This is a genomic window from Pseudomonas sp. CFBP13509 (genome assembly GCF_005233485.1).
GTDB classification, from domain to species: Bacteria; Pseudomonadota; Gammaproteobacteria; order Pseudomonadales; family Pseudomonadaceae; genus Aquipseudomonas; species Aquipseudomonas marginalis.
The window spans coordinates 83,855-96,029 of the sequence record NZ_QGAA01000016.1; the positions used below are offsets into that span (position 1 = coordinate 83,855).

General features: G+C 60.6%; 10 protein-coding genes. 6 read left to right on the plus strand and 4 right to left on the minus strand.

Annotated features, from left to right (window positions below; translation table 11 throughout):
• The 6 genes from PspCFBP13509_RS23765 (at position 1) to PspCFBP13509_RS23790 (ending at position 7,041) form a co-directional block, all read left to right on the plus strand.
• The gene (locus tag PspCFBP13509_RS23765; protein WP_065926065.1) at positions 1 to 822 is read left to right on the plus strand and encodes an IclR family transcriptional regulator; all 822 of its coding nucleotides are present in this window, start codon (positions 1 to 3) and stop codon (positions 820 to 822) included.
• A gap of 21 nt (positions 823 to 843) precedes the next feature.
• Positions 844 to 2,490, plus strand: coding sequence for a bifunctional 3-(3-hydroxy-phenyl)propionate/3-hydroxycinnamic acid hydroxylase (locus tag PspCFBP13509_RS23770; RefSeq protein ID WP_065926064.1), 1,647 nt, complete (start codon positions 844 to 846; stop codon positions 2,488 to 2,490).
• Positions 2,491 to 2,513: 23 nt separating this feature from the next.
• Positions 2,514 to 3,362, plus strand: a complete 849-nt coding sequence (locus tag PspCFBP13509_RS23775) for a VOC family protein (protein ID WP_065926063.1) — start codon at positions 2,514 to 2,516, stop codon at positions 3,360 to 3,362.
• A 74-nt stretch (positions 3,363 to 3,436) separates the two neighbouring features.
• Complete coding sequence (locus tag PspCFBP13509_RS23780; protein ID WP_065947810.1) at positions 3,437 to 4,915, plus strand: aldehyde dehydrogenase family protein; 1,479 nt, start codon at positions 3,437 to 3,439, stop codon at positions 4,913 to 4,915.
• Positions 4,916 to 5,004: 89 nt separating this feature from the next.
• Positions 5,005 to 6,003, plus strand: a complete 999-nt coding sequence (locus PspCFBP13509_RS23785; RefSeq protein WP_137212784.1) for a helix-turn-helix domain-containing protein — start codon at positions 5,005 to 5,007, stop codon at positions 6,001 to 6,003.
• 303 nt (positions 6,004 to 6,306) lie between these two features.
• Positions 6,307 to 7,041 (plus strand): EthD domain-containing protein, encoded by a 735-nt coding sequence (locus PspCFBP13509_RS23790; RefSeq protein ID WP_042727883.1) that lies wholly within the window; start codon positions 6,307 to 6,309, stop codon positions 7,039 to 7,041.
• A 44-nt stretch (positions 7,042 to 7,085) separates the two neighbouring features.
• Here PspCFBP13509_RS23790 and PspCFBP13509_RS23795 read toward each other — a convergent pair whose 3' ends face one another.
• From PspCFBP13509_RS23795 to PspCFBP13509_RS23810, 4 genes are all read right to left on the minus strand, one after another.
• Entirely contained in the window at positions 7,086 to 8,219 is a 1,134-nt protein-coding gene (locus PspCFBP13509_RS23795; RefSeq protein WP_083221216.1) for an FAD-dependent oxidoreductase, read from the minus strand.
• Positions 8,220 to 8,534: 315 nt separating this feature from the next.
• Positions 8,535 to 10,004 (minus strand): NAD-dependent succinate-semialdehyde dehydrogenase, encoded by a 1,470-nt coding sequence (locus PspCFBP13509_RS23800; RefSeq protein ID WP_065926059.1) that lies wholly within the window; start codon positions 10,002 to 10,004, stop codon positions 8,535 to 8,537.
• Positions 10,005 to 10,020: 16 nt separating this feature from the next.
• Positions 10,021 to 11,037 (minus strand): dihydrodipicolinate synthase family protein, encoded by a 1,017-nt coding sequence (locus tag PspCFBP13509_RS23805; protein ID WP_137212785.1) that lies wholly within the window; start codon positions 11,035 to 11,037, stop codon positions 10,021 to 10,023.
• A 29-nt stretch (positions 11,038 to 11,066) separates the two neighbouring features.
• Positions 11,067 to 12,077 carry an ornithine cyclodeaminase family protein gene (locus PspCFBP13509_RS23810; RefSeq protein ID WP_137212786.1) on the minus strand — a complete coding sequence of 337 codons (1,011 nt, stop codon included), beginning with the start codon at positions 12,075 to 12,077 and terminating at the stop codon, positions 11,067 to 11,069.
• Positions 12,078 to 12,175: the final 98 nt, after the last annotated feature.

Here is a 12,175-nt window from a genome sequence, read left to right on the forward strand (position 1 = left end):
ATGGAAAACCTACACACCCCTGAACACCTGCCCGAGCAGGATGGCGACAGCAAAGGCTCGAGCCTGGAGCGCATGTTGCGGGTACTCGACCTGTTCACCGAACAGAGCCCGATCTGGGCGGTGGACGACATGGGCGGCGCCTTGGGTTTTACCCGTTCGACGATCTACCGCTACGTGCGCGAATTGGCCGAGGCCAATCTATTGTTCCAGGTCGAAGCCGGGCGTTATGCCCTGGGCGCACGGATCATTACCTGGGACCGCCAGTTGCGCCTGAGCGACCCCCTCTTGCGCGCCGCACAAGCGCTTGAGCCCAACTTCCCACAGTGGAGCGAACAACAGGTCTGGCTGATCTGCCGGCTGTTCAAGGACCAGGTCGTGTGCATTCACCAGCACGGGGACTTGTTCAGCGAGGTCAGCTACTCCCGTGGTTCGCCCAGGCCGTTGTTCCTGGGTGCGACGTCCAAGGCGATCCTCGCCAACATGACCTCGCGTCAACACAGCCAGCTGTTTCTCGACCACCCCGAAGAGGCGCGCGCCAGTCAACTGGGCCAGACCTGGGAACAGTTCCGTCGTTCGTTGCAGCAACTGCGTCGCCAAGGCTATGTGGCCAGCGCAGGTGAAGTCGACGCGGGCGTCTATGGCCTGGCCGCGCCGATCTTCGATGGCGATGGCAAGGTCGTTGGCAGCATCAGTTGCGTGCGCCCGGTGCGAGAACGCGACAGTGCCCAGGAGGAGACACAAGGACAGCAGATCCTTGCCCTGGCCCAGGATCTGTCGCAACGCATGGCTGCGCTCGCCAACCGCGCCAAGCCATTGGGCTGAGCCATCCGGAAGGGAATAACAATGACAACCCTCAAACGCATCAACACCCAGGTACTGATCATCGGCGCCGGTCCTACCGGGCTGACCCTGGCCAACCTGCTCGGCCAAGCCGATGTGGACACCCTGATCATCGACCGCAAGCCGGGCACGGTTACCGAGCCACGGGCGGTTTCAATCGATGATGAGTCCTTGCGCACCATGCAGGCCATCGGGCTGGATGCTGCCGTGCTGCGTGATGTCGTGCCCGGCTACGGCGTGCATTACTTCACCCGGCCCGGCGGTCGCTGCTTCGGCAAGGTCGAGCCGACCGGCAAGCTGTATGGCTTCCCCAAGCGCAACGCGTTTCGCCAACCACTTTTTGAAAACACCCTCAGGCTAGGCCTTGAACGTTTTGCCAGCCTGACGGCTCGGTTCAGCCACGAGCTGGTGGAATTCACCCAGGACCCACACAGCGTGTGCGCGCTGGTGCGTGACGCCGAAGGGCAACTGATGGAAGTCCACGCGGCTTACCTGGTGGCATGCGACGGCGGGCGTAGTCCGGTGCGCAAGCAACTCGGGATCGAGATGGTCGGTTCGAGCTTCTCCTCACGCTGGCTGGTGGTCGATACCGACCAGGACGACGACCCCTTCTGGCAAACCCGAGTGTATTGCGACGCCAGGCGTCCGGTGGTGGAGGTGCCCGGCCCTCACCGTACGCGCCGATTCGAGTTCCTGCTCAAGCCCGATGAAACGGACGAACAGGTGCTCGACGAAACCTGCCTGCAAGCATTGCTGCGCCCGTTCAAGGGAGACACGCCGGTTTCCATCGTGCGCAAGACGGTCTACACCTTCCATGCCCGGGTCGCCGAGCAGTGGCAGGTGCAACGGGTATTTCTCGCCGGCGACGCTGCGCACCTGACCCCGCCCTATGCCGGGCAAGGCATGAACAGCGGCGTTCGCGATGCCCACAACCTGGGCTGGAAGCTGGTCGGCGTGCTGAAGGGAAAAATGGCGGAAAGCGCACTGCTGTCATACGAAAGCGAGCGTCGTGATCATGCGTGGGCATTGATCAAGTTGGCCTTGAACCTCGGCGTGGTCATGGCACCGGCCACCGTCCTGCGCGCTCGCTTGATCAGTGGCGCATTCGCCTTGATCGGCCTGTTGCCGCCGTTGCGCGATTATTTCCTGCAAATGCGCTTCAAGCCCAAACCCCGCTTCACCCGGGGCCTGGTGCTGACCGAGGGGCAAGCAGGCACCTTGTCCTGTGGACAGATGTTCCCCCAACCGAAGCTCACCGATGCCCACGGCCAGGAACGCCTGCTCGATGACACCATCGGCGCCGGCTTCGCCTTGATTCAATACGGCGACCCGACCCGCCAGCGTATCGATGAACTCAAGCATGATCTCTGGAGCCACCTTGAAGCCAGACGCATCCTGATCCTGCCCGCGTCCGTCCATGCCATACCGTCGATCCCGGGCTGCACGGTGCTTCAAGACCGTGAAGGCCAGCTCAAAACCCTGCTGGGCGATTCCCACCCGTTTCTGCTGCTGCGCCCGGATCGCTACATCGCGGCGATTTTCGACAAGGCGACCGAGACCCAGGCCGCAGAATCGCTGCAGTCACTGTTCGGCATCGCCATGCCCCACAACAGCGAAATCGAACCGAGCAGCGCGCCCGTCTTTCACTAAAACCTTCAAGCACAGAGGTGGTTATGCAAACACTCCAGACTTCCACACCTGCACGCCTGTGCTACCTGCACCTGGCGAGCAAGGACGCGCAACGGCAAATCGATTTCTATCGGCGGATGCTGGACATGGGCAGCCAGGCGCAAGCCGATGGCAGCTGGATGCTCAGCGGCCCGCAACGCGCCATGCTCGTTTCCCCCGCCGACCACAGCGGCCTGCTCGCGGCAGCGTTCGACTTGGGAAGCCAACCTCGACTGCAAGAACTGCGGGTTCGCCTGCTCGGCAATGGCTGCGTGATCGAAGAGACCAACTCGCCGCTGCTTGAGCCGGGGGCGTTCCTGATCCGCGACCCCCAGGGCCGGCAAACGATATTTGGCGTCGCTCCCCCTGCCCTCCACGCCCCTCACCCAGGCATGCCGGGTCGCTTGCAGCACGTGGTGTTCCAGACCACGGAGCTGGAAGCCATGATTGATTTCTACGTCAACACGGTGGGCTTTACCGTTTCGGACAATGTCGTGGACGAGCAGACCGGCCAACTCACGACGTGCTTCCTGCGCTCGGACGACGAACACCACACCTTGGCGTTTTTCCGCGGCTCGAAAAACGAGTGGGACCACCACTGTTACGAAACCAACGAGTGGAATGACATCCGTGACTGGGGGGATCGTTTCGCCAAGGAGCGCATCACCATTTTCTTCGGCCCCGGCCGACATGGGCCTGGCAACAACCTGTTCTTCATGGTGGTCGATGCCGATCGCAACCGCCTGGAGTTCTCGGCGGAGCTCGAAGTCACCGATGCCAGCCGCCAGCCCGGTGTCTGGGCACAGGAGGAATACACCCTCAATTCCTGGGGCCGCGCCTGGATCAGGAGCTGAGCAGTTTTCCCCATCGGCGTTTGCCCCCTTAATTTCTAAACGAGGCGACCACCTGCCTCCAAAGGTAAAAGACCATGACGACTCAACCGCTCGGGCCCTACGCCATCAACGGCAACCAATACATCAACGGTACCTGGCGTGCAGGGCGCTCCGCACGCCGCCTGGACGACCGCAATCCCTTCAATGGCGAACAATTGCTGGAGATGCCCCTGGCCTCGATTGCCGATCTCGACGACGCCTATCAGGCGGCGCAGCAGGCGCAGGCCGCGTGGGCACAACTGCACCCCACCCAGCGCAGCGCTCAACTTGAAAAGCTCGCCCAAGTCATCCAGAACCGCCGTGAAGAGATCATCGACTGGCTGATCGACGAGTCCGGCAGCACCCGGATCAAGGCGAGCATGGAATGGCAATTCACGCTGAACCTGGTGCGTGAATGCACGACGATGCCGATGCAGGTTGAAGGTCGAATCCTGACCAGCTACAAGCCCGGCGAACAGAGTTTTGTCTTCCGTGAGCCCTTGGGTGTGGTGGGCGTGATCAGCCCATGGAATTTCCCGCTGTACCTGAGCATGCGCTCGGTGGTGCCGGCACTCGCCCTGGGCAACACGATCGTGCTCAAGCCCGCCAGCGACACAGCGGTGACCGGCGGCCTGCTGATTGCCCACCTGTTCGAAGAAGCCGGCTTCCCCGAGGGCTCGCTCAACGTCGTGGTCGGCGCCGGCTCGGAAATCGGCGATGCCTTTGTCGAGCACCCGGTGCCGAGCCTGATTTCCTTCACCGGTTCGACGGATGTGGGACGCAATGTCGGCCGTATTGCCACCGGTGGCAAACACATCAAGCGCGTGGCCCTGGAACTGGGCGGCAACGCGCCGCTGGTGGTGCTGGATGACGCCGACATTGAAGGTGCGGCGCACGCTGCGGTGGTCGGGCGTTTCCTGCACCAGGGCCAGATCTGCATGAGCGTCAACCGGGTGATCGTCGACCGCTCGCTGTATGCCGATTTCGCAGCGCTGGTGGTGGAGCGCGTGCGCAACCTCAAGACGGGCGATCCGACCAAGGCCGACACGGTGATCGGGCCAGTGGTCAATCAGAGCCAGCTCGATGGCCTGCTGCGTAAGCTCGACGGTGCCCGGAGTGCTGGCCTCAAGCAGCTTTGCGGCGGCCCGGCATCCGGGCTGGTGCTGCCCGCCCATGTGTTCGGTGAAGTGGGAGTCGATCAGGAACTGGCCCGCGATGAAACGTTCGGCCCCCTGCTGCCGCTGCTGGTCGCAGAAAACGAAACCCATGCATTGGCGTTAGCGAACGCCAGCGAGTATGGCCTCTCCAGCGCCGTGTTCACCCGGGACATGGCCCGCGGCTTGAATTTCGCCCGGAGCATTGTGGCGGGCATGACCCATATCAACGACATCACCGTCGATGACCAACCCAATGCCCCGTTCGGTGGTGAAAAGAATTCCGGCCTCGGTCGCTTCAACGGTCACTATGCCCTGGATGAGTTTACCCGTGCCCATTGGGTGACCTGGCAGCCCGGAGGCCATCACTACCCGTTCTGAGTCTTTGGCACCCTTGATCACACCCGGATCGGGCAAATCGACCCCTTTGCCCGATCCGTCAGAAAAAGAATAATAAATAGAGGCGAAAAATGAACCATTTAGCCTGCGTGTCCACCGATCAGGTTGTTCGCTCCGACCGCTTGATGAAATGGAAAGAGTTCATGAGCGATCACCTGGGGCGTACGCCGGACTATATAAAACGGCTGGAATCGACGTTCATCGACCCGTTGCATGACAGCAACTTCCAGGGTCGGCTGGAGTACGGGGACCTGGGCCAGTTGCGTTTCTGTCGAATGACCGCCAGCGCCCATCGATATTCGCGCCACCTGAGCAAAGCGATTGATGCCCTCGATACGCCGCGTATGTTGATCATGCAGGTGGCTGGTGTCAGTCACTTCGAGCAGGGCCAGCAAAGTAGCGTGCTGGCCCCTGACGAAATGCTCTTGGTCGACTGCGGCAAACCTTTCAACGTGACCAGTATGCAAGGTTGCGAACACTTCATCCTGCTGTTCCAGGGGGGATCCGGGCAGCTCGCGCAAACCGCCGACATGCATCTTAACGGTCGCAATGGACTGGGGCGGATGCTCATGCACCTGATCAGCGATGCCTACAACCAATACCCCTTGCTGAACAACCATTCGGCCGGGCTGATCGGCGACAGCATCACCGGGCTACTGGATAACGCGCTGAAGAACAAGCAGGAAGAAAAGCAACTCGAACACGACTTCCGCTTCTTCAAGCAGAACCGCCTCAAAGCGTACATCGAGCGCCACCTGGCCGACCGCGACCTGACCATCGAACGCATCGCCAACGCCGAACAGTGCTCGGTACGCAGCCTGCACCGCGCCTTCCAGGATGAGCTGGGGTGCAGTGTCAGCGAGTACATCTGGCAGCGGCGCCTGTCACGTTGCGCCGAAGACCTGCGCAATCGGGAACATGCTCATCGCTCGCTCACCGAGATCGCCTACGCTTGGGGCTATGGCAGCAGCTCCCACTTCAGCCGGCATTTCAAATCGACGTTCGGCATGTCGCCCAGACTGTTCCGCGACACTGCGAGCGGCAGTCGGGAGAAATCAACAGCGGCTTGAGCCAGTTTCCAATTCATCTGGGTTCACGATATCCCCTGTGGGGGCTGAGCTTGCTTGCGGTTAATTTTCTTTGCCATAGATTCACCGCCAAATCGGCTCATACAAAACGCTCAAAATCCAAAGCTGACTCAAGGCTGGTCAAGCATGTTATTGCGCGATACCTACCAGCACGAATACCGATTGGTTTGCGGGTTAAACCTGGCCTTATATTTTGGTGTTGAAAAACAATCAGATGAATTACAACAGCATGAAGTGCATTTAAGGTTCAGGCGCCCTTCACCCTGCCAATAGCGAGAACGCCTCATGATCAAAATCCTAGCCGCTGTACGCAGAAAACCCGGAATGACGCATGCCGAGTTTATAAACTATGTAGAGCACACCCACGGAGAAATCGCTAAAGCCAAACCGTTAGGCGTCAAACGGTACGTGCAGAACCATGTCATCGACGCGGCTTTCGGGGTTGACGCCGACAGTGCCTACGCACAGTCCTTCCACAAAGACTCCATTACGGAGCTGTTTTTTGAAGACGTGCCAGGTTTGATTCGCACCTTCAGCGATCCCTATACCCAGCAAACCGTGGGCCCTGATGCAAAGAACTTCGCTGACCTTTCCGAGCAGCTCGCTCAATTGATGGATGAAGCGGAGACGGCTAGCACCGCTACAGCGCCTCTCCCATGGAAAGTGATGATCCTGCTGAAGAAAAATCCATCCATGGCGCTCGATCGTTTTTTCGACGCTTGGGACGCAGCTCACGAGAGCATTACCCGCGAACAGCCCGACTTCCAGAACGCCCTACGCCGGTATGTTCGCTCCCGGTATCTGCCCGAGGGTGACAAGGTGACGGCCTATTTCGGGCCAAACATCGCCGTATACGAAGGCGCCTCTAGCCTGTGGTTTGAAAATGAAGCGGATTTTTCGACCTTTCGGCAGTATCAGCGAGCGCTGTTTCAAAAACTTGCCGAGGACGGCGTGGCGCTGACGTCGGCGTCTTTTTTCGCTTACGTCAAAGAGGTCGTTATTTTCGATCACTGCTCCTAACGACCAGAAGCGCGACCCTTCTCATCCAGCAGGGTCGCAATCAATCAGATAGGCTCAGCCAGCGTCGCAGTGGACTCACGCATGATCTGCGCATGCTCTTCCTTGTCCCCGCCACTTTTCTCTATCTCGCACAGACGCGCGGAGTTCTCGACCACGAGTTGGCAACGCTCCCAGCGCCGCGTTTCGAAACGGCTCAGGGCCGTCTGTAGATTGCTATTGCCGAGCAACTCTTCGGCAAGCACGATGGCGCTCTCAATACCGATGCCAGCCCCGGAAGCCAGGTGCGGTGTGGTGGCATGCACCGTGTCTCCGATCAGCACGATTCGGCCCTTGTGCCAGGGCAACGGCACCAACAAATTGGACAGCGGACGATAGTCGATATTGGCGTCCGCCTCGTACAGTTGCGGCACCAGCGTTTGCAGGATCGGAGCTGGGAACTCACTCAACAGGCGCGCCATTTCACCCGGCCAACTGGCCGGGTCGATCCACTCGGAAAACTCGCGGCTTTCCATGAGGAACATGTACATGTGCGTTTCGGAGATTGGATTGACGCCAACCTTGGTGCTACCCAGCCAATGAGTGGGGCGCACGATTTCCGGCGGACGCTTCAGCACCGCGCGCCAGACGCTCTGATGAATGGGTTTTGGCGAGGGTGCTTCCGGGAAAAACTCCTTTCGCGTGCGCGAATGCACGCCGTCAGCGGCGACGACCAGGTCATAGCGTTCAGTGGTCCCGTCGGTGAAAGACACATCAATGCCATCATCATGCTCGATGACGCTGTCGTAGGTGATGCCCAGGCGCACACGGGTCCCCACTTCCCGCGTCCTGTCGGCAAATATTCGAGCCAGTACCGGGCGCAGGATGCCGCCACCACAGGGAATCGGCTTATCGCTGACCGGCGGTCGAAGCGCCAATTGCACGATCAGGTCGCCCACCGGTGAAAACACATCGAAATTGGTCGACAGGTACCCTTCCCCGGCGACCCTTTCCAAAATCCCAACCGTATCAAGCGCTCGCAGCGTGGGCCCACTGAGCGTAATCCCCGCTCCCAAAGGACACCACAATGGATCGATTTCGACGAGGTCCACTTCGACGCCCTGGCGGGCGAGCTGGATAGCCGCGGTCATACCGGAGAACCCTCCCCCGATCACCAGGACCTTGTTGACTGCTGCAATCATCACGCTCTCCTAATTATTCTTATTCACTCGGGCAGACATTGCATGGCGCACCAACGAGCGCTGCGGCGTCATTGCGTCAATGCCGCAGCAACATGGAATGCCGACGAAAAATGCCGGATCAGCCACGAGACTATCGAATCGGCTATCAGGGCTGAAATCGCTTTGCACAATCCGAGGTATCGCTGGCGGCGATGGGTCTCGCAGGTAAGCCGGGGGCATTGCTCGGAGTGCCTGCCTTTGCGGCAGAACAAATACAAAAGCCGATGAACGACGGCTCACACGAACCGCCGTCCACCGGCCTTTAACGACGGTTGTTTACACGCTTTCCAAGCCATCCCAGCAGAGGTATTTAACCTCTAGGAACTCGTCTATTCCCAGGTGAGATCCCTCTCGCCCAAGACCGCTCTGCTTCACGCCACCGAAAGGTGCGACCTCATTTGAAATCAAGCCACAGTTGATGCCCACCATGCCCGACTCGATGCGCGCGGCGTTGCGCCAGATACGCGCCGCGTCACGGCTGAACAGATACGCGGCCAGGCCAAACTCGCTGTCGTTGGCCATGGCAATGGCTTGGTCATCCGTGTCGAAACGCACCAGCGGCATGACCGGGCCGAAGATCTCCTCACGAGCAACCCGCATCCCATGGGTCACATCAGCCAACAAGGTGGGCTCGAAAAAACACCCGCCCAGCGCATGGGGCTTGCCGCCAGACAGCAGTCGAGCGCCTTGGGCCAGCGCATCATCAACCAGCGCCTGGGATTTTCGTACCGCCGCGTCATCGATCAACGGCCCGACTTGTACACCCGGCTCCAGACCATTGCCCAGCTTCAGGCGTGCCATGCGCTCGACGATGCGTTCGGCCAGTGCGTCATAAACCGCGGACTGCACCAGCACCCGATTCGCGCCGATACAGGACTGTCCACCATTGCGAAACTTGGCCAACATCACCCCGTCAGCCGCAGCATCCAGATCAGCATCATCGAAGACAATGAACGGGGCGTTGCCGCCCAACTCCATGGAGCATTTCTTGACCGTCTGCGCCGCTTGCGCCAGCAGCAGCCGGCCCACTTCCGTGGACCCCGTGAAGGTGAGCTTGCGCACCAGCGGGTTGGCCGTAAGCTCACCGGCAATGTCGCGGGTGTCGTTGCCAGTGATCACACTGAAAACGCCGGCGGGCACGCCAGCGCGCTGCGCCAGTTCGGCGAGTGCCAGCGCGGTCAGCGGTGTCTGGCTGGCCGGTTTCACCACCATCGTGCAACCGGCCGCGAGGGCCGGAGCGGCCTTGCGTGTAATCATCGCAGCGGGGAAATTCCAGGGCGTGATCGCCGCGCAGACGCCGATGGGTTCGCGCAGGACCACGATGCGCTGAGTGTCCTTTACGCCCGGAATCAGATCACCGCGCACCCGTGTGGCTTCCTCGCCAAACCAGCGCACAAAAGACGCCGCGTAATCGACTTCACCCCGCGCCTCCTCCAGTGGCTTGCCCTCCTCCAGGGTAATCAGCGTGGCAAGGTCCTCCCGATGTTCAACCATCAACTCATACCAGCGGCGCAACACCTCGCCACGGCGTTTGGCCGTCAGGCGACGCCATGGGCCAAAGGCCTCATTCGCCGCGTCGATGGCGTGCCGAACTTCAGTTTCACGACAACGCGGCAACTCGGCCAGCACCGTTTGGTCCACCGGATTACGCAGCGTGTAGTGACCGTGCGGCGTCTCGGTCAGCCACTCACCGGCGATATAGGCACCGTCACGCCACAGTGTGGGATCTTTAAGTAAATGCTTCACTGTGCAACCCTCCTGATCAGCACGGATGACGCCCGATCATGAAGGCGCTGTCAGGATCCGAAGTCACCGGCAACCCCGACGCAACCAACCCTTGACGCAGCGACTTCATGAAGCGATCCGGCACGCGCATCGCCGGGGCACGCAGTGGGCCGCCGTTGAAGCCGGCGAGCCAATCCTGGTATTTCCACATCGTGCGATTGAGCACACCAGTGCCGCCGGCATAGCTTTGCGCGGCGGCGCCGTTGGCGCTGCGTGCCGGATTGACCTTCCAGTACAGTTCCATCGCCTCTTCAAAGCGGCCCGTGCGTGCCAGTTCGAAAGCTTTCGGGTAGTAGTCGCTCATCCAGGCGGTGTTGCTGGTGCCGGAAAACTGCAACTTCATCAGGCTCATCAAGGGGATTGCGTCGCCTTCGATCGGGCAACTGATCACCACCTGATCACGGAAGTGGTAATACATCTCGCAAATGCCCGCCGGCAGCGGGAACCCTTGCTCGGATTTGATGGCCGCGATATTCGGGCAATCGGCCAACAGCCGACGGACCAACTCCAGCGACATACCCGCCGGATGCACGCGCTCGAAGCCCCAGAGCGGAATCGGGAAGAGCATGACCGCGAGGTCCGTGGCATCGCAGAACGACTTGGTGTAGTCGTAGATTTCCTGCTCGCTGGTCGGCCAGAACTGCGGCGGATAGGAGAGTAGGACGATATCAGCGCCGGCATTCTCGGCAAGCTTCACCGCCTCGATGTTCTCGGCAAGCGTGCCAAAAGCCGCGTGGAAGAACAGGAGCAGGTTTTTCCCCGACTCACGGGCCCAGGCGGTGAACTGTGCGTTCTCCTGGGGAGAGATCGCCAGCTCGCTGCACAGCAACGTGGCGCTGTAGCCCAGGCCGACCGTATGTTCAATGTCGTGGCGTATGCCACGCTCATTGAGACGCTTCAAATCAGCACTGAAACTTGGGATGGTGACAGCCGAGCAGCCCACCAGGTTTTCCCGCGCCCAGGCACGGGCATCCGCTTTCTTGTATGTGGCCATGATGATGTTCCTTTGCACAGTGAAGGGAGTTATTTCGAGACAGGGACAATGCTGGCGGGCAACTCGATGCCGAGGCCTTGTTGCCGGGCGCGCTCGTACAGCGCTTGGGCGATGACGACGTCCTGCAGCGCCGAGCCAACAGACTTGTAGAGAACGATGTCGCTTGCGTGCTGGCGCGGTATGACACGGCCCGCGACGAGGTCCGACAGCGCGACCAATTTGTCGGCGACATAAACGCCGGCACTGATCGCCGCAATGGCGTCACCGGTATCGTGAAGCACCTCTTGCGGCATATCGGCGACGATGCAGACGGCTCGCTCCATCGTGACCGGGTCAACTTCCCGTTGCTCAGGCAAGGTGGAACCCAACGACACAACCGTGGCCCCCGGGCAAAGCCAGGTGCCTTGCAGGACCGGAGATTCGTCACGACTGCGGGCGGCACAAATCACCACGTCGCAATCCTGCACAGCTTCTTGCGCGCTGTTCACCGCTTGGATCTCCAGCCCTGGCCTGAAGCTCTCGGCAAAACGCTCGCGGCTAGCGGGCGTTGGACTGAATACCCGGACATGCGCCACATCGCGCACGGACTTGAGGCAGTCCAATGCGCCACGGGCCTCAAACCCCGAGCCAATCACCCCCACCCGCAGCGCGCGCTTGGGCGCCAGTAAATCGACTGCCAGCGCAGCGGTTGCCGCGGTGCGCAAACCCGTCACCCGGTTGCCGTCGATCAGGGCACTGAGCGCCATGGTTTTCTGATCGAACAACGCAATCAGGTAGCTGGCGCAGCGCGCCCGCATGGAGGCTGCGATCAACTTGCAGCCCATATGGCCGCCAGCCGGAGGTACGGCAGTCAAACTGCGCAGCCAGATGCCATCGCCCCGGGCCATGGAGCGAGGCGGCACCATGGCATCCGATGCAGGGCGTGCATACGCCTCGGCGAGCGCGGCGACGGCGGTGCTCCAGTCGGCGAGCGAGGCCACATCGGCGTCACTGAGAAAAAGCGTCGGGGCAATGACTTGGAGTTCTTGGGCGTGATGCATGGCGCAAACCTCGCAATCGGGGATCAGTCGTTGGTTGACTGACACCCTACGAGGCGCGCCCCCCACCGAATACTGCTGGGGATGCAAAGCAGCTATCG

Bases quoted from the DNA above. Each gene is read 5' to 3' on its own strand.
- PspCFBP13509_RS23785 (WP_137212784.1), top strand. From the start codon at position 5,005: ATGAACCATTTAGCCTGCGTGTCCACCGATCAGGTTGTTCGCTCCGAC.
- PspCFBP13509_RS23770 (WP_065926064.1), top strand. From the start codon at position 844: ATGACAACCCTCAAACGCATCAACACCCAGGTACTGATCATCGGCGCC.
- PspCFBP13509_RS23810 (WP_137212786.1), bottom strand. From the start codon at position 12,077: ATGCATCACGCCCAAGAACTCCAAGTCATTGCCCCGACGCTTTTTCTC.
- PspCFBP13509_RS23765 (WP_065926065.1), top strand. From the start codon at position 1: ATGGAAAACCTACACACCCCTGAACACCTGCCCGAGCAGGATGGCGAC.
- PspCFBP13509_RS23795 (WP_083221216.1), bottom strand. From the start codon at position 8,219: ATGATTGCAGCAGTCAACAAGGTCCTGGTGATCGGGGGAGGGTTCTCC.
- PspCFBP13509_RS23805 (WP_137212785.1), bottom strand. From the start codon at position 11,037: ATGGCCACATACAAGAAAGCGGATGCCCGTGCCTGGGCGCGGGAAAAC.
- PspCFBP13509_RS23790 (WP_042727883.1), top strand. From the start codon at position 6,307: ATGATCAAAATCCTAGCCGCTGTACGCAGAAAACCCGGAATGACGCAT.
- PspCFBP13509_RS23775 (WP_065926063.1), top strand. From the start codon at position 2,514: ATGCAAACACTCCAGACTTCCACACCTGCACGCCTGTGCTACCTGCAC.
- PspCFBP13509_RS23780 (WP_065947810.1), top strand. From the start codon at position 3,437: ATGACGACTCAACCGCTCGGGCCCTACGCCATCAACGGCAACCAATAC.